17 protein-coding genes are annotated in these 21,495 nt (G+C 68.6%); 9 read left to right on the top strand and 8 right to left on the bottom strand.

Annotated features, from left to right (window positions below; translation table 11 throughout):
• Positions 1 to 6: 6 nt before the first annotated feature.
• Entirely contained in the window at positions 7 to 222 is a 216-nt protein-coding gene (locus AC2EBS_RS08700) for a tautomerase family protein (RefSeq protein ID WP_484727994.1), read from the top strand.
• Positions 223 to 240: 18 nt separating this feature from the next.
• Here AC2EBS_RS08700 and AC2EBS_RS08695 read toward each other — a convergent pair whose 3' ends face one another.
• The 3 genes from AC2EBS_RS08695 to AC2EBS_RS08685 are packed head-to-tail and all read right to left on the bottom strand — an operon-like array spanning position 241 to position 2,123.
• Positions 241 to 1,059, bottom strand: coding sequence for an alpha/beta fold hydrolase (locus tag AC2EBS_RS08695; protein WP_484727993.1), 819 nt, complete (start codon positions 1,057 to 1,059; stop codon positions 241 to 243).
• Between the two features lie 39 nt (positions 1,060 to 1,098).
• Positions 1,099 to 1,527, bottom strand: coding sequence for a PACE efflux transporter (locus AC2EBS_RS08690; RefSeq protein ID WP_484727992.1), 429 nt, complete (start codon positions 1,525 to 1,527; stop codon positions 1,099 to 1,101).
• Between the two features lie 53 nt (positions 1,528 to 1,580).
• Complete coding sequence (locus tag AC2EBS_RS08685; RefSeq protein ID WP_484727991.1) at positions 1,581 to 2,123, bottom strand: hypothetical protein; 543 nt, start codon at positions 2,121 to 2,123, stop codon at positions 1,581 to 1,583.
• Between the two features lie 122 nt (positions 2,124 to 2,245).
• On the opposite strand from AC2EBS_RS08685, the gene AC2EBS_RS08680 reads away from it, so the two are divergent.
• Positions 2,246 to 3,508 carry a nitronate monooxygenase gene (locus AC2EBS_RS08680; protein WP_484727990.1) on the top strand — a complete coding sequence of 421 codons (1,263 nt, stop codon included), beginning with the start codon at positions 2,246 to 2,248 and terminating at the stop codon, positions 3,506 to 3,508.
• Between the two features lie 94 nt (positions 3,509 to 3,602).
• On the opposite strand, the gene AC2EBS_RS08675 is transcribed toward AC2EBS_RS08680, so the two are convergent.
• Positions 3,603 to 6,050 (bottom strand): Lon protease family protein, encoded by a 2,448-nt coding sequence (locus AC2EBS_RS08675; protein ID WP_484727989.1) that lies wholly within the window; start codon positions 6,048 to 6,050, stop codon positions 3,603 to 3,605.
• 217 nt (positions 6,051 to 6,267) lie between these two features.
• Here AC2EBS_RS08675 and AC2EBS_RS08670 point away from each other — a divergent pair, with 217 nt between their 5' ends.
• The 6 genes from AC2EBS_RS08670 to AC2EBS_RS08645 all read left to right on the top strand — a co-directional run bounded on the left by AC2EBS_RS08670 (position 6,268) and on the right by AC2EBS_RS08645 (position 11,983).
• Complete coding sequence (locus AC2EBS_RS08670) at positions 6,268 to 7,284, top strand: tripartite tricarboxylate transporter substrate binding protein (protein ID WP_484727988.1); 1,017 nt, start codon at positions 6,268 to 6,270, stop codon at positions 7,282 to 7,284.
• A gap of 74 nt (positions 7,285 to 7,358) precedes the next feature.
• Positions 7,359 to 7,871: a 3'-5' exonuclease gene (locus AC2EBS_RS08665; protein WP_484727987.1), complete on the top strand. Its 513-nt coding sequence runs from the start codon at positions 7,359 to 7,361 to the stop codon at positions 7,869 to 7,871.
• 30 nt (positions 7,872 to 7,901) lie between these two features.
• Positions 7,902 to 8,591, top strand: coding sequence for a TetR/AcrR family transcriptional regulator (locus AC2EBS_RS08660; RefSeq protein WP_484727986.1), 690 nt, complete (start codon positions 7,902 to 7,904; stop codon positions 8,589 to 8,591).
• A gap of 16 nt (positions 8,592 to 8,607) precedes the next feature.
• The gene (locus AC2EBS_RS08655; protein ID WP_484727985.1) at positions 8,608 to 9,939 is read left to right on the top strand and encodes an efflux RND transporter periplasmic adaptor subunit; all 1,332 of its coding nucleotides are present in this window, start codon (positions 8,608 to 8,610) and stop codon (positions 9,937 to 9,939) included.
• 15 nt (positions 9,940 to 9,954) lie between these two features.
• Positions 9,955 to 11,214: an ABC transporter permease gene (locus AC2EBS_RS08650; protein ID WP_484727984.1), complete on the top strand. Its 1,260-nt coding sequence runs from the start codon at positions 9,955 to 9,957 to the stop codon at positions 11,212 to 11,214.
• A 13-nt stretch (positions 11,215 to 11,227) separates the two neighbouring features.
• Complete coding sequence (locus AC2EBS_RS08645) at positions 11,228 to 11,983, top strand: ABC transporter ATP-binding protein (protein ID WP_484727983.1); 756 nt, start codon at positions 11,228 to 11,230, stop codon at positions 11,981 to 11,983.
• On the opposite strand, the gene AC2EBS_RS08640 is transcribed toward AC2EBS_RS08645, so the two are convergent.
• The 4 genes from AC2EBS_RS08640 to AC2EBS_RS08625 form a co-directional block, all read right to left on the bottom strand.
• Positions 11,910 to 12,119, bottom strand: a complete 210-nt coding sequence (locus AC2EBS_RS08640) for a cysteine-rich CWC family protein (RefSeq protein WP_484727982.1) — start codon at positions 12,117 to 12,119, stop codon at positions 11,910 to 11,912. The two genes, AC2EBS_RS08645 and AC2EBS_RS08640, sit on opposite strands and share 74 nt — an antisense overlap.
• A complete protein-coding gene (locus tag AC2EBS_RS08635) occupies positions 12,116 to 13,657 on the bottom strand; it encodes a malonate--CoA ligase (RefSeq protein ID WP_484727981.1) in 1,542 nt (513 codons plus the stop codon). Before AC2EBS_RS08635 ends, AC2EBS_RS08640 begins: the two co-directional genes overlap by 4 nt.
• Before the next feature lie 13 nt (positions 13,658 to 13,670).
• Positions 13,671 to 14,675: a Bug family tripartite tricarboxylate transporter substrate binding protein gene (locus AC2EBS_RS08630; RefSeq protein ID WP_484727980.1), complete on the bottom strand. Its 1,005-nt coding sequence runs from the start codon at positions 14,673 to 14,675 to the stop codon at positions 13,671 to 13,673.
• Positions 14,676 to 14,860: 185 nt separating this feature from the next.
• Entirely contained in the window at positions 14,861 to 15,349 is a 489-nt protein-coding gene (locus AC2EBS_RS08625) for a response regulator (RefSeq protein WP_484727979.1), read from the bottom strand.
• Between the two features lie 415 nt (positions 15,350 to 15,764).
• Here AC2EBS_RS08625 and uvrA point away from each other — a divergent pair, with 415 nt between their 5' ends.
• Positions 15,765 to 21,494, top strand: coding sequence for an excinuclease ABC subunit UvrA (uvrA, locus tag AC2EBS_RS08620; protein WP_484727978.1), 5,730 nt, complete (start codon positions 15,765 to 15,767; stop codon positions 21,492 to 21,494).
• Position 21,495 lies beyond the last annotated feature (1 nt).

Here is a 21,495-nt window from a genome sequence, read left to right as displayed (position 1 = left end):
GTTCCCATGCCCTTTATCGACGTGAAGATCATCGAAGGTGTGCTGGATGAAGCGCAGAAGAAGGTGCTGATCGCCGAACTGGCGGAGGCTGTCGTTCGGGCTGGTGGCGAGGGGCTGCGGCCGATGACACGATGCGCGATCCAGGAGATTCGAAGCGGCCATTGGGGCGTTGGCGGCAAACCGCTGACGACGGAGCAGGCCAAGCCGCCGGCCACCAAGTAGCAGGTGCCTCGAGTCGCGTCATCGGCAGGCGGCCAAAAACCCCGCAATCTCCGCGACCGTCCGCTGCGCCTGCTCGCGATGCGGCACATGGCCCACGCCGGCCATCACCAGGGCGCGCTTGTCCGCGCAGCCCAGCCCCTGTTCGATCCGCCGCGGATGCTCCGGTGAGCCGTACTCGTCGGTCTCGCCGTGGATCACCAGCGCGGGGCAGCGTACTCGGGGCAGAGCCGCGTCGAGTCGCCAGTCGGCGAAGCCGGGGCTGAGCCAGTTGTCGATCCAGGCGCTGAGCACCCAGTCGGTCTTGTCGCCGTGGTAGCGGCGCAGCCGCTCGCGCTGCGCGGGGTCGGCAAACTGGGCCTGGGCGACGCGGATGCCGTCCAGCGTGCGCTGCTCGACGAAGGCTTGGGCCGACAGCGTGACGAGTGCCGTGCACGCAGTCTCGCCATAGTGCGCTGCGATATGCACCGCCATGCCGCCGCCCACGCTGTGGCCCAGCACGGCGAAGCGCTGCAGGCCGAAGTGCGCGCGCACGGCGGCAAAGCCCTCCACCGCCTCGTCGGCAACGAAGCTCAGCGGCGGCAGCGCCTGCCGCGCGTCCGACTGGCCGAAGCCCAGACGGTCGTATGCGATCACGGTGCGGCCGCTGGCGCGAGCCAGGGCCTCGGGGAAGTCGCGCCAGAGCGCGACGCAGCCCAGCGAGTCGTGCAGGAGCAGGAGCGGTGCCTGGGTCCCGCCTACGCGCGCCGGCCCGCTCGTTTGCCAGCAGCGTGCGTAAAGGCGCGGCCCCTGCGGCAGAGCGCTGATCCAGTGCTCGGTGTTGTGGATGGTGATCGTCATTGCCGCGTCATCGGGCTGTGTTCTGCTGAAGGCCTGGTATCAGTCGAGCGGGCGCGCCGATTCGGGCAGGCCGAAGACGCGGTCGAATGCCCAGGTGAAGCCGATGGCATAGACGAAGAAGAAGGCCAGCACGCCCAGATCGGCGAGCAGGGCATTCAGCAGCGTGGTGTCCAGCCACCAGGCCATCACCGGCACGAGGAACAGTACCAGCCCGCCCTCGAAACCCGTGCCGTGCGCGAGCCGCCGCGCAAAGGACCGGCCCTTCACCGGCTGGCGCGCCTCCCAGCGCTCGAACAGCGCATTGAAGACGTAGTTCCAGGCCAGCGCGATGCTGGACATCAGCAGCGCCAGTGCCAGCGTCGAGCCCATGGGCGTGCCGAACATCCAGGCCAGCACCGGGCCGACGAAGGCGATGGCCCCGAGCTCGTAGAGCACGGCTTGCAGGATGCGGCGTTGGACGGCAGACATGGCGCCGCGATTCTGCCTTGTGCTGGCGACGGCGGCGAACCGCTGAACTCTGTCTAGTTCAGCACGAAGCGGAAGCTCTGTTCGAAGACATGCTCGCCTGGACACTCGTAGCCGGCAAGCGCTGTCTCGACGCTGGACAGCAGCACAAACAGCTCGCGGGCCGGAATGGCTTGGTTCATCTGGATCGAGCGGTGTGCGATCGAGCGGACGCGGCCGTCGCGAACCGTGGCCAGCACGCGCAACTCGAGCTGCCCGCGCCAGGGCAGGGCGGGCAGCTCCGGCCGGCTCATCTTGATGCAAACCATTCCGGCGCGAGGCAGCTCCGGCCTGCTTTTGGCCGGCTCTTGCGCGCTTGCTGGCCCGTCGCCCGGCGCGGGCTGTGCGGCCCCCGTTTCGGCGCGGATGGCAGCGCTGGCCAGCGCAAAGGCCAGGCAGAAGCAGGCAAGATGGGGCGATTTCATGTCGGAAGCAATCGGTTGCGTGTGACGCGAGCGATTGTGGTCAAGCTCGCCGCCCTTGTGCCCGCCCCTGAAGGGGGTGATGGAGGTCGGGCAGGCGGTGGAAGAAATGCCTGCGACGCCATTGCGCTCGTGCAACTTTGTGTAAGACGGAACGGGGATAATCCGCCGCGGAGACGACGACCCTGGTGTCGACGCGACGATCAGGCCCGGTGTACCGTTCGGGCCGTTTTTACGAGTGCTGTTGACAGAGCAAAGCTATGAAACGTCTGGACGACTTCCGCATGCGCCTGGGCCGCAAGGAATTGGTGCCCATCATGATCGGCGGCATGGGGGTGGACATTTCGTCGTCCGACCTGGCGCTGGAAGCTGCGCGCCTGGGCGGCGTGGGCCATATCTCCGATGCGATGATCAAGACGGTCACCGACCGTCGCTACAAGACCAAGTACGTCAAGGCCAAGCAGGCGCAGTACAAGTACAACGTCGATTCGCTGGACAAATCGTCGGTCAAGTTCGACTTGGGCCACCTGGAAGAGGCCACCAAGCTGCATGTGGAGCACACCATGGGCCGCAAGCGCGGCGAGGGCATGGTGTTCATCAACTGCATGGAAAAGCTGACGATGAACGCGCCCAAGGAGACCCTGAAGGTGCGCATGAGCGCGGCGCTGGACGCCGGCATCGACGGCATCACGCTGGCCGCCGGCCTGCACCTGGGCTCCTTCGCGCTGATCGAGGACCATCCGCGCTTCCGCGATGCCAAGCTGGGCATCATCGTCTCGTCGCTGCGCGCGCTGCAGCTGTTCTTGAAGAAGAACTCGCGCCTCGGTCGTCTGCCCGACTATGTGGTGGTGGAAGGCCCGCTGGCCGGTGGCCACCTCGGCTTCGGCATGGACTGGGCGCAGTACGACCTGGCCACCATCGTCACTGAGATCCAGGCCTGGCTGAAGGCCGAACAGCTGGACATCCCGCTGATCCCCGCCGGCGGCATCTTCACCGGCAGCGACGCGGTGCGCTTCCTCGAGGCCGGCGCCTCCGCCGTGCAGGTGGCCACGCGCTTCACCGTGACGCGCGAGTGCGGCCTGCCCGACGATGTGAAGCAGGAGTACTTCAAGGCCGACGAGGACGATATCGAGGTCAACCAGATCTCGCCCACCGGTTACCCGATGCGCATGATCAAGAGCAGCCCGGGCATCGGCGACGGCATCCGTCCGAACTGCGAGGCCTACGGCTATCTGCTCGACGCGAACGGCAAGTGCGCCTACATCGATTCCTACAACCGCGAGGTGCTGGCCCATCCTGGCGCCAAGCGCATCTCGGTGATGGACAAGACCTGCCTGTGCACGCACATGCGCAACTTCGCGATCTGGACCTGCGGCCAGTTGGCTTGGCGCCTGAAGGACACCTCGGTGCGGCGCGATGACGGCAGCTACCAGCTGCTGTCGGCCGAGCATGTGTTCCGCGACTACCAGTTCAGTGTGGACAACCGCGTGGCACTGCCTGAGGCGGAGCCGGCGGCAGTCTGAGGCCGGCTGAGTTCCTCATCGGCGGCCCTGGCGAAAGCCTCGGCCGCTTTTGCGTTTATGAGCCTGCGGCCCAGGCAGCCACCACGCGCCGACCTCAATGCCCAGGCCCACCACGCGGCGCGCCACCGCGCGCGCGCCGGCTGCGTGGCAGCGCGTGCAGCGCGGCATTGCGCAGCTCGCCGAGTTCGGCGACGCGGCGCGCGACGCGCTCGTTGACGCTGCCTTCCGGATACTGGCCCGTGGCTGTCGGCGCGCCGGCCGGCACGCCGGTGAGCAGCGCGATCGCGTCGTCCACCGTTTCCACGGTGTGCACCGCGAACTGGCCGGCCGCCACCGCGTCCACCACATCCTGGCGCAGCATCAGGTGCTTGACGTTGGCAGCCGGGATCAGCACGCCCTGCGTGCCGTCCAGGCCGCGCGCCTTGCAGATGTCAAAGAAGCCCTCGATCTTTTCGTTGACCGCGCCGATCGCCTGCGACTGGCCGAGCTGGTTGACCGACCCGGTGATCGCCAGGCCCTGCCTGATCGGCAGATTGGCGAGGCTGGACAGCAGCGCGCAGAGCTCGGCGAGCGATGCGCTGTCGCCGTCTATCGTGCCGTAGGACTGCTCGAACACCAGGCTGGCCGACAGCGCCAGCGGCTGGTTCTTCGCGTAGCGCGAGGCGAGCAGTGAAGCGAGGATCAGCACGCCCTTGGAGTGGATCGCGCCCGACAGGCGGGCCTCACGCTCGATATTGACCATCTCGCCGTCGCCCAGCCGGCAGGTCGCGGTGATGCGCGTGGGCTGGGCGAAGGCGAAACCGCCCAGCTCCAGCACCGCCAGGCCGTTGATCTGGCCGACCACCGCGCCGCTGGTGGCGATCAGCAGCGTGTCGCGCAGGATGGCCTCATGCAGCCGGTCGCGCAGGCGGTCGGCGCGGCGGATCTGCGTATCGATCGCCTGCTGCACGTGCGCCGCCGAGATGATGGCCACGCCTTGCTGGTGTGCCCAGTAGTCGGCCTCGCGCAGCAGGTCGGCGATCGAGCTCATCTGCGTAGACAGGCGCTGCGCATCGCCCACCAGGCGTGCGCTGTGCTCGATCACCCGCGCCACCGCGCCGCGGTCCAGCGGCAGCAGCTGGTACTTGGCCGCCAGCGAGGCGAGCAGCCGCGCGTACAGCAGCTGCGACTCGGGCGTGCGCTCCATCTCGTCCTCGAAGTCGGCCGCCACCTTGAACAGCTCGGCGAACTCGGGGTCGTACTCCTGCAGCAGGTAGTAGAAGAGCCGCTCGCCGAACAGGATGATCTTGGCGTCCAGAGGGATGGGCTCGGGCTCCAGCGAGACGGTGCTGACCAAGCTGTACATCTGGCCCAGCGACTCGATGCGGATCTCGCGCGACTGCAGCACGCGCTTGAGCCCTTCCCAGGCGAAGGGCTGCATCAGCACCTTGCGCACGTCCAGCAGCAGATAGCCGCCATTGGCCTTGTGCAGCGCGCCGGGCTTGATCAGCGTGAAGTCGGTGACCAGCGCGCCGAGCTGCGCGATGTGCTCGACGCGGCCGAGCAGATTGGTGTAGCTGGGGTTGTCCTCGCTGATCACCGGCGCGCCGGCTCCGGTCTCGTGGCTGACCAGCACATTGACCTGGTAGCGATGGAAAGACTCGCGCGTGACGATGGTGACGCCGCCCACCGAGGTCTGTTCCTCGGTCTTGCGGAAGTCGTCGGCATGCTCGACCAGGTCCTTCTGCACCTCGTCCAGGTACTTCAGCACCGCGGGCTGGTCGGCGAACTGCTGGCGCGGCTGCTCCATCACATGGTCCACCGTGGCCTGGATGGTCTCGCGGTTGAGCTGCTTGATGCGTTCGGTGCGTTCCTTCCACCACTGCGGGATTTGCGCCAGGATCAGTTCCAGCCGCGTCTGCAAGGCGGCGATCGCCTGGCTGATGCGCGTGTGCTCCTCCTCGGGCAGCTTCTCGTAGTCGTCGGGCGGCAGCACCTCGTTGTTGCGCAAGGGCGCGAACGCGAAGCCTTGCGGCGTGCGCAGCAGCGCGATCTTCTCCGCGGTGGCGGCCTCGCTGAGGGCGCGGAAGGCCTCGCCCTGGCGCTTCTCGAATTCCTCGTGGATGGCCTTGGTCTTGGCGTTGTACTCGTCGCTCTCGAACAGCGCGGGAATAGCGCCGCGCAGATCCTCGACCACCTCCTCCATCTCGTGGCGCAGCGCATTGCCGCGGCCGGCGGGCAGCTGCAGTGCCAGCGGCTTGTGAGGCTCGGCGAAGTTGTTCAGATAGCACCAGTCGCTGGGCTTGTGGTTCTGCGCCGCGTGGGCAGCGAGCACCTGGCGCACCATGGTGCGCTTGCCCATGCCCGGCTCGCCGAGCACGAAGATGTTGTAGCCCTCATGGCGCATGCCGGCGCCGAATCGCAGCGCATCGTGCGCGCGGATCTGGCCGATCAGCTCGTCCAGCAGGGGCAGCTCGGCGGTGGTCTCGAAGCTGAACTGTGCGGGGTCGCAGCGATGCAGCAGCTGCGCGGGCTGCAGCGGCGGGTGCGGGGTCGGGTTCATCGTCTTGTTCTTTGCTCTGGTCGGGCGGTCTGGCGCCGTCGGGGCTCACTTATACACGCGGCTGCTGGGTGTGTTGACGCGGTGTTCAGGGAATCTACCGATCCCCGAGGTCGCCTGCGTGACGCGCGCAAGCGCGCCGCTTGGCAGAAGATCGGCACGGGCCGGTGCAAGGCCTTGGGGCCGCGCAAGCGGCTGGCAACAACGCAGGAGACAAGCCATGAGCAGCAATCCCGTCGACAAGGGCTCGAACAAGACGGCCAGCCAAGGCCGGCGCCGCCTGCTGGCCGGCGCGGCGGCGCTGGCCGCGCCCGCGCTGGTCAGCCCCTGGGCACGCGCGCAGGACAAGTTTCCTTCGCGACCGATCACACTGATCACGCCCTGGCCCACCGGTGGCAGCAGCGACGCGGTGATGCGTGCTTTCGCCGAGAGCGCCGGCCGCGCCATCGGCGGCAGCGTGGTGGTGGAGAACAAGCCCGGTGCCGGCGGCACGCTGGGCGCCACGGCAATGCTGCAGGCCAAGCCCGACGGCTACACCGTCACGCAGCTGCCGCTGGGCATCTACCGCCTGCCGCATATGCAGAAGATGGCCTTCGATCCGGTCAAGGACCTCACGCATATCGTCTGCCTGACCGGCTACACCTTCGGGCTGGCGGCCAGTCCGGACGCGCCCTACAAGACGCTCAAGGAGCTGGTCGCCTATGCCAAGGCCAACCCCGGCAAGGTGCAGTACGGCCACACCGGCACCGGCACCACGCCGCACCTGGCGATCGAGGAATTCGCCGCCAAGGCAGGCATCCAGCTCACCGACATCCCTTACAAGGGCTCGGCCGAGATCCTGCAGGCCATCCTCGGCGGCCATATCCCGCTGATGAGCGGCACGACCGAGTTCGCGCCCCATGTGAAGAGCGGCAAGTTGCGTCTGCTCGCCACGCTGGGCCGCGAGCGCAACAAGGCCTTCGCCGACGTGCCGACGGTGAAGGAGAGTGGCTGGGACACGGTGACCGAGTCGCCCTTCGGCATCGGCGGACCCAAGGGCATGGATCCGGCCGTGGTGAAGCTGCTGCACGACGCCTTCAAGAAGACGCTGGAAGACGCGAAGGTGCTGGAGACCCTGGACAAGTTCTACATGCCGGTCATCTACATGGGCACGGCCGAGTACGGCGCTTACGCCGAGCGCACTTTCGCCGCCGAGAAGGCGACGATCGACCGTCTCAAGGCTGCCGGCAAGATCTGACCCCGCTGCAGATGCTGGCTGCGGGCGGCGCGGCATACACTCGGCCTGTCACGTGATGACCTGGCCCCGCTCCGATGCAGACGCTCACGCATGCGCCGATTGCCGTCCTCGACGTCGAAGCCTCGGGTTTCGGGCGCGGCAGCTATCCCATCGAGGTCGGCTTCGTGCAGTGCGACGGCGAGTCCTTCTGCACGCTGATCCAGCCCGAACCCGATTGGCAGCACTGGGATGCCTCGGCCGAGGCGCTGCACGGCATCAGCCGAGAGCTGCTGTGCAAGCATGGCAAGCCGCCGGTCTGGGTGGCCGGCCAGATCAACAGCCGGCTGGCGGGCCAGACCGTCTACTGCGATGCCTGGGGGCACGACTATCCCTGGCTGGCCCGGCTGTTCGATGCGGTGGACATGACGCCCAGCTTTCGCCTGGCCGATCTGCGCAGCCTGCTCACGCCTGACGATCAGCAGCGTTGGCACGAGCTGCGCGAACAGGTGCGCGACGAGCTGCAGCTGCGGCGCCACCGCGCCAGTGCCGATGCGCGGGTGATCCAGCTCACCTGGCAGCGCTTGCGCCAGACGTCGATGAGGGTCTAGTAGCGCCGCGTTGCTAGACTCCGCCGCACCATGATGACGAGCAGCGGCGAACTCCTCCTGCCGACCGACGGGCCCAGCCTGGCACCCAAGCGGGCGCCCTCGCAGGCCCGCGCGGTCGAAACCTACGAGCGCATCCTCAGCGTCTGTGCCGAGCTGCTCGGCGAAGTGGGCATCGAGCGCGTCTCCACCAACCTGATCTGCCAGCGCGCCGGCATCTCGCCGCCGGGGCTGTATCAATACTTTCCGAACAAGTACGCCATCCTGCACGAGCTGGGCCTGCGCCTGCTGCGCCACCAGCGCCTGCTGCTGCTGCCCTGGGCGCGGCCGGCCACGCTGGCCCTGCCCGAGGAGGAGCTGAGGCACAGCGTGGCGCAGCTCTTCCTGCGCATGCTCGAACTCACGCAGCTGATGCCGGCCGGCGTGTGGGTGACGCGCGCGATGCGCGCCGTGCCCTCGCTGCAGGCGACGCGGCTGCATGCCCACGAGCAGACCACCGAGCTGCTGCTGCAGGCGCAGCGCGCGGCCTTCCCGCAGACCGACGTGACCCAGGCACGCCTGACGCTGCGTCTGGCTTTGGACGCGATGCATGCAGCCTACGAGCTCTCGTGCGACGATGCCAGCATCGATACCACGGCATTGGCCCGCACCGTCTCGGCGATGGTGGTCGGGCAGGTCGTCAAGCTGAGGCCACCCCGGCCAGCCGGGAGCGGCGCGGCGTGAGGGAAAGTCGCTTCGCATGGTGCTGTTGAACAAGAAGAAGGTTTCGCGTCGCGGCCGCGTGCTGCTGATCGCCTTGGGCGCGTTGGTCTTGCTGGCCTTCGCCTACATCGGCTGGACGCAGGCGCGGCCGCGTGTGGAGGTGATGCCGGTGCAGGCGGCTCCGCTGCTGAGCACGCTGCAGCTCTCGGCGCGCGTGTCCGCGCGCAGCCGTGTGGAGCTGGGAGCCACCGTCACCGGCCGGGTGCAGCAGGTGCTGGTGCGCGAGGGCGATGCGGTGCGTGCCGGCCAGCTGCTGGCGCGTCTGGAAAGCGAGGAACTGGTGGCGGCGCTGGCTCAGGCGCAGGCCAGCGAAAGGGCAGCTTCAGCGCGGCTGGCGGGTCTGCGCAGCAGCGGGCGCAGCGCGGTACAGGCAGCGGTGGCGCAGGCCGAGTCGGTGCTGGCGGCCGCCGAGGCCGACCTGCGGCGCCAGCAGTCGCTGCTGGCTCAGGGCTTTGTCAGCGAGTCGCGGCTGGACGATGCGCGCCGTGCGGCGGCCGTGGCGCGCGCCCAGCTGGACAGTGCCCGTGCCCAGGCCCAGGCCAACGCGGACAGCGCCGGCAGCGAGATCGTTCAGGCCGAGGCGCAGCTGCAGCAGGCGCGTGCCAGCGTGGAAGCGGCCCGCGCCCGGTTGGCGCAGGCTGCGGTGCTGGCGCCCGGCGACGGCCGGGTACTCGCGCGCAGCGCCGAGCCGGGCCAGATCGTGCAGCCCGGCCGCGTGCTGCTGAGCCTGGCAGTGGACGGTCCTGTCGAACTGGTGGCCCAGCTCGACGAGCGTTATCTGGGCCAGCTGCGCGTGGGCCAGCCGGCCCAGGTGCTGGCCGATGCATTCCCGGAACGACGTTTTGCCGCGACGGTGCAGTCGATAGCTCCGCGGGTCGATGCGCAGCGCGGCTCGGTGGAGCTGAAGCTGGCGCCGCAGCCGCCGCTGCCCGGCTTCCTGCGCGAGGATATGACGCTGTCGGTCGAGATCGAGACCGGCCGCCGCGAGCGTGCGCTGGTGCTGCCGCTGCAGTCGCTGCGCGGCGAGGACGGGGCCGATGACGAGGCGCGGGTCTGGGTGCTCGACGCCGACGATCGTGTGGCCGAGCGCAAGGTCCGCCTGGGGCTGCGCACGCTCGATGCAGCCGAGGTGCTGCAGGGCCTGCAGGCCGGCGAGCGCCTCGTGCTGCAGGCCGGCAGTGCCCAGCCGGGCGCCAAGGTGCGCGCACGGCAGCTGCAGGCCTCGGCACTGCCGGCTTCCGGGTTGGGCATGAGCCGCGATGCGCGCGACGGCATGGGCTCGGCGATGAGCAATGCGATGGGCCGCTGAGGCCGGCGCGAAGCGATGGCGACCATGATCCAGGCCTTGCGCGGCTGGCTGGGCTTCGAATCCCGCGTGGCCTTGCGCTTTCTGCGCGAGGGGCGCTTCCAGACGGTGCTGATCATCGTCGGCGTCGCCGCCGGCGTCGCGGTGGTGGCCTATATCTCGGCATTGATCACCGGCTTGCAGTCCAACACGCTGAGCAAGACGCTGGGCGCGCAGGCGCACCTGACCGTCAAGCCGCTGGACGATGCGGTGGCCAGCGCGCGCGGCCCCGATGGCGACGCGCTCGCGCTGGTGCAGACGCAGCCGCGCTCGCAGCGGCCGCGTTCGATCGCCAACTGGCAGCAGATGGTGCCGACGCTGGAGGCCATGCCGGCGGTGACGGCGGTGTCACCGATGGTCTCGGCCGCCGGACTGGCGCTGCGCGGCGATGGCTCGCGCGCCATCGCGCTGATGGGCATAGAGCTGGAGCGTTATGACCGCATCGTGCAGCTGCGCAGCAAGCTGGTCTCCGGCCAGGCGCGGCTGGGTCCGGGCGAGGCGCTGCTGGGCCGCGATCTGGCCGCCGACCTGGGTCTGCGCGTCGGCGACCGCGTGGCGGTGGTGCTGGGCAGCGGCAGCGCGACGGTGAGCGAGTCGCTGCGCGTGACCGGTCTGGTGGACCTGGGCGTGCGCGACCTGAACCGGCGCACCGTCTTCGTGCCGCTGCGCAGCGCGCAGAGCCTGGTGGGCCTGCCGGGTGGCGCGACCAGCCTGGACGTGACGCTCGCCGATGTCTGGACCGCCAAGGAGCTGGCGCAGGAGCTGGGCCGGCGCTGGCCCTACAAGATCGAGAGCTGGCAGGAGGCCAATGCCCAGTTGGTGTCGGCGCTGAATGCGCAGTCGGTCAGCACCACGCTGATCCGCGGCGTGGTGATGATCGTCGTCGTGCTGGGCATCGCCAGCGTGCTGGTGGTCTCGGTGGTGCAGAAGCAGCGCGAGATCGGCATCCTGCGCGCGATGGGCGCCACGCGCGGCCAGGTGCTGCGCGTGTTCCTGCTGCAGGGCGCGATGGTCGGCGCGCTGGGCTCGGCGCTGGGCGTGCTGCTGGCGGTGGTGCTGATCTGGGCCTTCACGCATTTCGTGCGCGGCTCCGACGGCCTGCCGCTGTTCTCGATCACGCTGCCGCCGATGCTGGCGCTGCAGATCGCCGTGGCCGCCACGCTGTGCGGCGTGCTGGCCGCGGTGGCGCCGGCACGGCGCGCCGCGGCGCTGGACCCGGCGCAGGCGATACGGGCATGAGGGGGCGCGCGTGATGAACGGCAGCAATCGTCCGCTGATCGAGCTGAGCGGCCTGCGCAAGAGCTACAACCTGGGCCAGCCCAACGAGGCCGAGGTGCTGCACGGCGTGGACCTGCGCCTGCATGCCGGCGAATTCGCCGCGCTGATCGGGCCTTCGGGTTCGGGCAAGAGCACGCTCTTGAACATCATCGGCCTGCTGGAGCGCCTGAGCAGCGGCAGCTACCGGCTGCAGGGCGAGGAGGTCGGCGGGCTCGACGATGCCGGGCTGACGCTGAAGCGGCGCAGCGCACTGGGCTTCGTCTTTCAGTTCCACCATCTGCTGCCGGCCTTCACTGCGCTGGAGAACGTCACGCTGCCGGCGCTGATGCGCGACGGCAGCGTCGGCGCCGCGCAGCGCGAGCAGGCGCGCGCGGTGCTGGAGCGCATGGGCCTGGGCGCTGCGCTGCACAAGAAGCCCGGCGAGCTGTCCGGAGGCATGCAGCAGCGCGTGGCGATCGCGCGCGCGCTGGTGATGCGTCCGCCGCTGGTGCTGGCCGACGAGCCGACCGGCAATCTGGACACCGCCTCGTCGGACGAGGTGTTCGCGCTGATGCGCCAGATGCATGCAGAGCTGGGCACCTCGTTCCTGATCGTCACCCACGACCCGCGCCTGGCGGCGCGTTGCGATCGGGTGATCGAGCTGGTCGATGGGCGGATCAGCCGGGACGGGCCGGCTGTGCCGGCAGCTGCTGAAGCTCGCGCAGGCAGCGCAGGCACAGGCAGCCGCTGAACTCGCGCGCCAGGCGCGCGCGCTGCGCCTCGTCGAGCTGGACCTCGAAGCAGTCGCAACGCGCCTCGCCGGCGCCGCAGTGGAACTCGCCGCCGCAGCGTGGGCAGCGGGCGTTCAAGGCGCTGGTCTCTCTCACTTGGCGAACAAGGCCTTGTGCTGTTCGCGCAGCAGGTTCTTCTGCACCTTGCCCATGGTGTTGCGCGGCAGCTCGGCGACGACGAAGAGCTTCTTGGGCACCTTGAAGTTGGCGATCTGGCCCTTGAGCCTGGCGATCAGTGCCTCGGCATCGAGCTGGGCGCCGGGCTTGGCCACCACCACCGCGACCACGCCTTCGCCGAAATCGGGATGCGGCACGCCGATCACCGCGGATTCGGCCACGCCGTCCATCTCGTTCAGATAGCCTTCGACCTCGGCCGGATAGACGTTGTAGCCGCCGGAGATGATCAGGTCCTTGCTGCGGCCGACTATTGCGTAGTAGCCCTGCGCGTCGCACTTGCCCACGTCGCCGGTCTTGAACCAGCCGTCCGCGGTGAACTCTTCCTTGGTTTTCTCGGGCATGCGCCAGTAGCCGGCGAACACGTTCGGCCCCTTGACCTCGATATTGCCGATCTCGTCCACCGCGCAGGCGGCGCCTTTGTCGTCGTGCACGCGCACGCCCACGCCGGGCAGCGCGTAGCCGACGGTGCCACCGCGGCGTTCGCCATCCTCGGCGCGGTAGGGGTTGGAGGTCAGCATGATGGTCTCGCTCATGCCGTAGCGCTCCAGGATGGTGTGGCCGGTGCGCGTCTGCCAGTCGCGGAAGGTCTCGATCAAGAGCGGCGCCGAGCCGCTGATGAAGAGCCGCATGTTGCGGCAGGTCTGCTTGTCCAGACTTGCTTCGCCCAGCATGCGCACATAAAGCGTGGGCACGCCCATGAAGACGCTGGCCTCGGGCAGGCGCGCGATCACCGCCTTGGGGTCGAACTTGCTGAACCAGATCATCTTGCTGCCATTGAGCAGCGCGCCATGCGAGGCGACGAAGAGGCCGTGCACGTGGAAGATGGGCAGCGCATGGATCAGCACGTCGCCTGGCTTCCAACCCCAGTAGTCCTTGAGCGTCAGCGCATTGCTGAGCATATTGCCGTGCGACAGCATCGCGCCCTTGCTGCGCCCGGTGGTGCCGCTGGTGTAGAGGATCGCGGCCATCTCGTCGGCGCGCTTGGGCGCGATCTCGTGCCGGTCGCTCATCTGCGCGGCGCGGTCCAGCAGCGTGCCGCTACGGTCCTCGTTGAGCGTGAAGACGTACTGCGTGCCGGCCTTGAAGGCGATCTTGCTGACCCAGCCGAAGCTGCGGCTCGGGCACACCATCACCGCCGGCTCGGCGTTGCCGATGAAGTACTCGATCTCCGCGGCCTGGTAGGCGGTGTTCAGCGGTAGATAGACATAGCCGGCGCGCAGCACCGCGAGATAGAGCATCAGCGCCTCGACGCTCTTCTCGGTCTGCACGGCGACGCGGCTCCCTGCCGGCAGGTCCAGCGAGACGAGTAGATTGGCCAGCATCGCGGTCGCGCGCTCGATGTCGCGCCAGCTGTAGGCGAGCGGTGCGCCATCGGCACATTCGATGGCGACGCTGTCCAGATCGTCGGGGAAGGCCGCGCGCAGTGCGGCGAACAGATTGGCGTTCTTGCTGCTCATGGTTTCGAAAGAATCAGTCGAGCTTGGCTCCGGAGCTCTTCACCACCTCGGCCCAGCGCTTGATCTCTGCAGAGACGAACTGCCCGAAGGCATCCCCGTACAGACTGGGAATCTCGGTGCCCAGGCCGGTCCAGGTGGCCTTGATGTCATCCTGCGCGAAGGCTTTGCGCATCTCGGCCTGCATGCCGGCGATGGCTTCCCTGGGTGTGCCCTTGGGCGCCCACAGACCGTACCAGGTGGCGACCTGGTAGCTGGGCACGCCACCTTCGACGCTGGTGGGCACGTCGGGGAAGCCTGGCGCGCGCTTGTTCGATGCGACGGCGATGGCGCGGATGCGACCGGACTTGATGTGCGCGGCCGAGCTGCCCAGACCGTCGAACATCAGGTCCACCTGGCCGGCGATCAAGTCCTGCAGCGCCGGGCCGGCACCGCGGTAGGGAATGTGCGTGATGAAGGTCTTGGTCTGCAGCTTGAACAGCTCGCCGGCCAGATGATGGGACGTGCCATTGCCGGCCGAGCCATAGTTCAGTTTGCCGGGGTTCTTGCGGATGTAGTCGAGCAGGCCCTTGAGGTCGGTCGCCTGCACATGGGTCGGGTTGACGACGATGACCTGCGGCACGCTGGAGACCAGGCCCACGGGGACGAAGTCGCTCTCCAGCTTGTAGTCCAGCTTGGGATACATGGACGGCGCGATCGCATGGTGCACCGCGCCCATGAAGAAGGTGTAGCCGTCCGGCGCCGCCTTGGCCGCGATGCTGGCACCGACGGTGCCGCCGGCGCCGCCCTTGTTGTCGATGATGAACTGCTTGCCGGTGGCCTTGGACAGCGCGGCGGTCAGCGGGCGCGCAAAGGCGTCGGTGCCGCCGCCGGCGGGGAAGGGCACGACGATGGTCACGGTCTTGGCCGGCCAGGTCTGGGCCTGCGCATGGCCGCTTGGTCCGAGCAGCGCGCTGGCCGCGCAGGCGAAGATCGCCAGTGTGCGCAGCGCACGGCCGCGAAGAAGCTTGTTCCGATTCATCTCGCTTGTCTCCTGGTCGCTGACGGATGTGCCCCTTCTAGCGAGGGGTGTCACGATCGTAGCGGGATTGCGGCAGCGGCAGCCCCAGGCTTTCCCAGCCGGACCGCTGGGCCTGTGCGGTCTGCGGTCGGCAGGCCCGCTGCAGCAGATGCGAGGGCCTCGCTTGCTGCGAGGCCTGTCGGCGATCAGCTCAGGCCGGGCAGCTTGAGCCAGCGCTGCAGGCGGCTGCGCAGCGCCGCGAAGTCCAGCGGCTTGGTCAGGTGCTCGTCCATGCCAGCCTCGGCGCTGGCGATGATGTCAGCTTCCAGGGCATGGGCGGTCAGCGCCAGGATGGGGAAGGGCGGCAGCAGGCCATCGCGCTGCTGCACGCGCAGGCGGCGTGCGCATTCCAGGCCGTCCATGCCGGGCATCTGGATGTCCATCAGCACCAAGTCTGGCACCACGCGCTGGCAGACTTCCAGCGCCTCGACGCCGTTCTTGGCCAGCTCGGTGTCCACGCCCATCAGCGCCAGGAACTCCAGCGCCACGACCTGATTGATGTGGTTGTCTTCGACCAGCAACACCACCGGCTTGCGGCCGTCGGCGCGCAGCTGTCCGCCCGCACCAGGATCCGCGTCAGCTGGGCCATCAACGCCCATACCCGCCTGCGCCCAGATCGACCGGGTATGGTTCACGAGACTTGCAGAATTCATAGCAGCACAGCCCTGACGTCGCCGATTCAACAGCGCGAAAACTCCCGGTCGAGCGCTGTTCTTTTGGCAGCTCTTCCGACCCCTGTGATGCGCGACCCGACAGCGTGCGCGCTTCGCCCAGCAGACCTTGATGCGACGAGGCTCTCTTGTCGTGCAGGTGACACAGCCGGCGCGCCGCCCATTTATACGCCACCCAGGGGCAGCGTCCGCAACGACGTAGGTCGAGCTCGCCGGCTCGTGGGGCCCATTGTTGCCTGAGGCCGGCGCGGGCGCAACGGCTCGCATTCCCCCATCGGCAGGCATTGACACTTGTGACCTGTTCTCCTGACAGATGATGTCGCGGGAGCTTCCTAGAATCTTCGGCTCCTGCTTCATCAGCCTAGCCCGAGTCGCCCCTATGTCCGACGGTCTGATCCGTATCCGCGGCGCACGCCAGCACAACCTCAAGAACCTGGATCTGGACATCCGCACCGGCGAATTGACGGTGGTCACCGGGCCCTCTGGCTCGGGCAAGTCCAGCCTGGTGTTCGACACCCTCTACGCCGAGGGGCAGCGCCGCTATGTCGAGACCTTCTCGGCCTATGCGCGCCAGTTCCTCGACCGCATGGACCGCCCGGCGGTGGACAAGGTCGACGGCGTGCCGCCGGCCATCGCGATCGACCAGACCAACCCGGTGCGCACCTCGCGCTCGACGGTCGGCACGATGACCGAGCTGAACGATCACCTGAAGCTGCTATTCGCACGGGCGGCCGAACTGTTCGATCGTGATACAGCTCTGCCAGTGCGCCACGACAGTGCGCAGACCATCTATGCCGAGCTGATGAGCCGCACGGCGGGCGCCGACCCCCGCCTGGTGCTGACGTTCCCGGTCGAGCTGCCGGCCAACACCACCGCCGAGCAGCTGGAGCAGTGGCTGTCGGCCAGCGGTTTCACCAAGGTGCAGGCAGAGCGGGACGCGGGCGACAAGAAGCTGCTCGACGTGGTGGCCGACCGCTTTCGCATCCAGGGTGCGGACAAGCAGCGCGCGATGGAGGCGATCGAGCTGTCGCTGAAGCGCGGCGGCGGCCGGCTGAACGTGTACGTTCTGCAGGAAGGAGCTGGCCCCTCGCCTGCGGGTACGCAGGCGGTCCCCCGAGGGGACGCTGCCGTTCTTGGGAGCGGCCCTGCGAACGGCCAGGCCGAGCCGCTGCTGTGGCGCTACTCCACCGGTCTGCACTGCCCGGAGAGCGATCTGCGCTATGCCGACCCGCAGCCGGCGCTGTTTTCGTTCAACTCGGCCTTCGGCGCCTGCGAAAGCTGCCGCGGCTTCGGCCGCGTGATCGGCGTGGACATGGGCCTGGTGATCCCGGACGGCAAGAAGACGCTGCGCAGCGGCGCGATCAAGCCGATGCAGACGCCGGCCTGGAAGGAATGCCAGGACGACCTGATGAAGTACGCCGGCGAAGCCGGCATTCCGCGCGACACCGCGTGGAACCAGCTGACGCCCGCCCAGCGCGACTGGGTGATCGAAGGCTCGCCGCACTGGAACGGCAACTGGAACAAGCAGTGGTACGGCGTGCGGCGCTTCTTCGAATACCTGGAGAGCAAGGCCTACAAGATGCACATCCGCGTGCTCTTGTCCAAGTACCGCAGCTATACCGAATGCCCGGCCTGCGCCGGTGCGCGGCTGAAGACCGAGGCGCTGCTGTGGCGCATGGGCTCCAAAGAGCTGGCCGATGCGGTGCTGCCGCCCGAGCAGCGCTTCCTGCCCCAGGGCGTGAAGTGGAGCCGCGCCCAGCTGGAGGCGCTGCCGGGTCTGTCGCTGCACGACCTGATGCAGCTGCCGCTGCACAGGCTGCGCCACTTCGTCGACGAGCTGAGCCTGCCCAGCACCATGCTGGACGAGGCGCTAAAGCTGCTGCTCGACGAGATCCGCAACCGGCTCAAGTACCTGTGCGACGTGGGCATCGGCTATCTGACGCTGGACCGCCAGAGCCGCACGCTCAGTGGCGGCGAGGTGCAGCGCATCAACCTGACCACCGCTTTAGGCACCTCGCTGGTCAACACGCTGTTCGTGCTGGACGAGCCCTCGATCGGCCTGCATCCGCGCGATATGAACCGCATCGTCGAGGCGATGCAGCGCCTGCGCGATGCCGGCAATTCGCTGGTGGTGGTCGAACACGACCCGGCCGTGATGCTGGCCGCCGACCGGCTGATCGACATGGGCCCCGGCCCGGGCGAGAAGGGCGGGCAGATCGTCTTCGACGGCACGCCCGAGCAGGTGCGCAGCGCCGACACGCTGACCGGCGCCTACCTCGGCGCGCGCAAGCATGTGGGCATGGGCCTGAAGCGGCCGGTGGAGCCGGGCACGCCGCGGTTGATCCTGGAAGGCGCGCGCGAACACAATCTGCGTAACGTCAGTGTGGAGTTCCCGCTGCAGCGCATGGTGGTGGTCACCGGCGTCTCGGGCTCGGGCAAGAGCACGCTGATGCAGGACGTGCTCTATCCGGCGCTGGCCCGCCACTTCGGCCAGGCCACCGAGACACCCGGCGCGCACGACCGCTTGCTCGGCGCCGATCATCTGGCCGATGCGGTCTTCGTCGACCAGTCGCCGATCGGCAAGACGGCGCGCTCGAACCCGGCCTCCTATGTCGGCGCCTTCGATGAGATCCGCAAGCGCTTTGCCGATGCGCCGCTGGCGCGCGAGCGCAGCTACACCGCGGGCATGTTCAGCTTCAACGCCGGCGACGGCCGCTGCCCGACCTGCGGCGGCTCGGGTTTCGAGCATGTGGAGATGCAGTTCCTCTCCGACGTCTATCTACGCTGCCCCGATTGCGACGGCAAGCGCTTCCGCGCCGAGATGCTGGACGTCAAGTTGGAGCGCGGCGGCCGCGAGCTCAGCGTGGCCGATGTGCTGGAGCTGACCGTCAGCGAGGCGGTGCAGCTGTTCAAGGACGAGCGCGAGATCGTTGCCAAGCTGCAGCCCATCGTCGACGTAGGCCTGGAGTACCTGACCCTGGGCCAGCCGGTGCCCACGCTCTCGGGTGGCGAGGCCCAGCGCCTGAAGCTGGCCGGCTTCCTGGCCGAGGCGGCGACGGCGGCCAGCAAGAGCCGCCAGGCGGTGGCGAAGAAGGGCACGCTGTTCCTGTTCGACGAGCCGACCACCGGCCTGCATTTCGACGACATCGCCAAGCTGATGCGCGCGCTGCGCAAGCTGCTGTCGGCCGGGCATTCGCTGATCCTGATCGAGCACAACCTGGACGTGATCCGCGCGGCCGACTGGCTGATCGACCTCGGCCCCGAGGGCGGCGAGGACGGCGGCGAGCTGGTCTGCCAGGGCACGCCCGAGCAGGTCAAGGACCATCCGACTTCGCACACCGCTCAAGCGCTGCGCGAATACGCCGCGCATATGGACCGCCCGGCCATGGCGGTGGAAGAGGGCCGGCCGCTGCAGAGCATCGTGCGTGCGCGTCGCGCGGCGGCCGAGGCGATCCAGATCATCAATGCCCGCGAGCACAACCTGAAGTCGGTGGACGTCGAGATCCCGCGCGGCAAGTTCAACGTCATCACCGGCGTGTCGGGCTCGGGCAAGAGCACGCTGGCTTTTGACATCCTCTTCAACGAGGGCCAGCGCCGCTATCTGGAATCGCTGAATGCCTATGCGCGCTCTATCGTGCAGCCGGCGGGCCGGCCCGAGGTGGACGCGGTGCGCGGCATCCCGCCGACGGTGGCGATCGAGCAGCGGCTTTCGCGCGGCGGCCGCAAGAGCACGGTGGCCACCACCACCGAGGTCTGGCACTTCCTGCGCCTGCTCTATGTGAAGCTGGGCGTGCAGCATTGCGTGCACGACGGCATGCCGGTGCGGCCTCAGAGCGTCGAATCGATCGCCGCGCAGCTGATGCGCGACTTCAAGGGCCAGCATGTGGGCCTGCTCGCGCCCTTGGTGGTCAACCGCAAGGGCCTTTACACCGACCTGGCCAAATGGGCCAAGGCGCGCGGCTTTAGCCATCTGCGCGTGGACGGCGAGTTCCTGCCGACCTCGCCCTGGCCGCGCCTGGACCGCTTCAAGGAGCACACGCTGGAGCTGCCAGTGGGCGATCTGGTTATCGCACCGGACAAGGAGGCCGAGCTGCGCGAACTGCTGGCCAAGGCGCTGGACCATGGCAAGGGCGTGCTGCATCTGCTGGCGCCGCTGGACGGCCTGCATGCGGCGATTGCCAGCGGGCAGAGCACCGCCGGCATCGGCAGCGTCAAGGTGTTCTCCACCAAGCGCGCCTGCCCGGCCTGTGGCACCAGCTATGCCGAGCTGGACCCGCGCCTGTTCAGCTACAACAGCAAGCACGGCTGGTGCAGCAGCTGCGTGGGGACAGGTCTTGCGCTGACGCGCGAGCAGCGCAAGGCGCTGGACGAGACCCTGCAGGACAAGGACAACCGCGGCCGCGAGCAGAGCTTCCCTTCGGAAGAGGCTGAAGTCGAAGGCCTGACCGACCAGCCCTGCCCGGACTGCCATGGCGCGCGGCTGAACCCGGCGGCGCGCTCGGTGACCTTCGACGAGCAGTCGATCGCCACCGTGGCCTCCTGGAGCGTGGGCGAAGCGCGGGCCTGGATCGATGGGCTGAAGCTGACGGGGCGCGATGCCGACATCGCGCGCGATGTGATCAGCGAGATCCGCGGCCGGCTGGAGTTCCTGCAAGAAGTGGGCCTGGGCTATCTGACCCTGGATCGCGCCGCGCCCACGCTCTCGGGCGGCGAGGCGCAGCGCATCCGCCTGGCGGCGCAGCTGGGCTCGAACCTGCAGGGCGTCTGCTATGTGCTGGACGAACCGACCATCGGCCTGCATCCGCGCGACAACCAGATCCTCCTGAAGGCCCTGGCCACGCTGGGCGACAAGGGCAACACGCTGGTCGTGGTCGAGCACGACGAGGACACCATCCGCCGCGCCGACCATGTGATCGACATCGGCCCCGGCGCCGGCAAGCGCGGTGGCACCGTGGTGGCGCAGGGCACGGTGGCGCAGATCATGGCTGCCGGCGCGGACTCGCTGACCGGGCGCTTCCTGTCCAGGCCGCTGCTGCATCCGCTGCACGAGCGCCGCCCGGTCGACGCTGCGGGACCGAAGCTGACCGTGCTGCATGCCTCGCTGCACAACCTGCAGCAGGTCACCGTGGACGTGCCGCTGCAGCGCCTGGTGGCGATCACCGGCGTCTCGGGCTCGGGCAAGAGCACGCTGGCGCGCGATGTGCTGCTGGCCAATATGGCGGTAGCCGTGCCGCTGCGCAAGGCGCCTGCGAAGTGGACCGGCTGCGAGGCTGTCGCCGGCCACGAGCAGGTGGACCGCGTGCTCGAGGTCGATCAGACGCCGATCGGCAAGACGCCGCGCAGCTGCCCGGCCACCTACATCGGCTTCTGGGACGCGATCCGCAAGCTCTTCGCCGAGACCTTGGAGGCCAAGGCGCGCGGCTATGCGGCGGGCCGTTTTTCCTTCAACACCGGCGAGGGCCGCTGCCCCGGCTGCGAAGGGCAGGGCATGAAGACCATCGAGATGAGCTTCCTGCCCGATGTGAAAGTGCCCTGCGACCAATGCCACGGCCAGCGCTTCAACCCCGAGACGCTGGGCGTGAGCTGGCGCGGCAAGAGCATCGGCGATGTGCTGGCGATGGAGGTGGACGAGGCGGTGGAGTTCTTCGCCTCCATGCCCTCGATCGCGCATCCGCTGAAGCTGCTGCAGGATGTTGGACTGGGCTATCTGACGCTGGGCCAGCCCAGCCCGACGCTGTCGGGCGGCGAGGCGCAGCGCATCAAGCTGGTGTCCGAGCTGGTCAAGGTGCGCGACGACGTCACGCGCCGCGGCCAGAAGGCGCCGCACACGCTCTATGTGCTGGACGAGCCGACCGTGGGCCTGCACATGGCCGACGTCGAGAAGCTGATCCGCGTGCTGCATCGGCTGGTGGCCGGCGGGCACTCGGTGGTGGTGATCGAGCACGATCTGGACGTGATCGCCGAGGCCGACTGGGTGATCGACATGGGCCCCGAGGGCGGCAGCGCCGGTGGCCGCGTGGTGGTGACCGGCACGCCGGAGGCCGTGGTCGCCAGCGGCAGCCACACCGGCCGCGCGCTGGCGCCGGTGCTGGGCCGCGGCAAGACCTGAC

The organism is Roseateles sp. T103, from assembly GCF_057219915.1.
The sequence above is the reverse complement of the archived record's forward strand: the minus strand, read 5'-3'. Positions and strand labels throughout refer to the sequence as shown.

Excerpts from the sequence above, each read along its gene's own strand:
- AC2EBS_RS08670 (WP_484727988.1), top strand. The coding sequence starts at position 6,268 with ATGAGCAGCAATCCCGTCGACAAGGGCTCGAACAAGACGGCCAGCCAA.
- AC2EBS_RS08665 (WP_484727987.1), top strand. The coding sequence starts at position 7,359 with ATGCAGACGCTCACGCATGCGCCGATTGCCGTCCTCGACGTCGAAGCC.
- AC2EBS_RS08655 (WP_484727985.1), top strand. The coding sequence starts at position 8,608 with ATGGTGCTGTTGAACAAGAAGAAGGTTTCGCGTCGCGGCCGCGTGCTG.
- AC2EBS_RS08635 (WP_484727981.1), bottom strand. The coding sequence starts at position 13,657 with ATGAGCAGCAAGAACGCCAATCTGTTCGCCGCACTGCGCGCGGCCTTC.
- AC2EBS_RS08695 (WP_484727993.1), bottom strand. The coding sequence starts at position 1,059 with ATGACGATCACCATCCACAACACCGAGCACTGGATCAGCGCTCTGCCG.
- AC2EBS_RS08690 (WP_484727992.1), bottom strand. The coding sequence starts at position 1,527 with ATGTCTGCCGTCCAACGCCGCATCCTGCAAGCCGTGCTCTACGAGCTC.
- AC2EBS_RS08660 (WP_484727986.1), top strand. The coding sequence starts at position 7,902 with ATGATGACGAGCAGCGGCGAACTCCTCCTGCCGACCGACGGGCCCAGC.
- AC2EBS_RS08630 (WP_484727980.1), bottom strand. The coding sequence starts at position 14,675 with ATGAATCGGAACAAGCTTCTTCGCGGCCGTGCGCTGCGCACACTGGCG.
- AC2EBS_RS08650 (WP_484727984.1), top strand. The coding sequence starts at position 9,955 with ATGGCGACCATGATCCAGGCCTTGCGCGGCTGGCTGGGCTTCGAATCC.
- uvrA (WP_484727978.1), top strand. The coding sequence starts at position 15,765 with ATGTCCGACGGTCTGATCCGTATCCGCGGCGCACGCCAGCACAACCTC.
- AC2EBS_RS08675 (WP_484727989.1), bottom strand. The coding sequence starts at position 6,050 with ATGAACCCGACCCCGCACCCGCCGCTGCAGCCCGCGCAGCTGCTGCAT.
- AC2EBS_RS08645 (WP_484727983.1), top strand. The coding sequence starts at position 11,228 with ATGAACGGCAGCAATCGTCCGCTGATCGAGCTGAGCGGCCTGCGCAAG.
- AC2EBS_RS08680 (WP_484727990.1), top strand. The coding sequence starts at position 2,246 with ATGAAACGTCTGGACGACTTCCGCATGCGCCTGGGCCGCAAGGAATTG.
- AC2EBS_RS08700 (WP_484727994.1), top strand. The coding sequence starts at position 7 with ATGCCCTTTATCGACGTGAAGATCATCGAAGGTGTGCTGGATGAAGCG.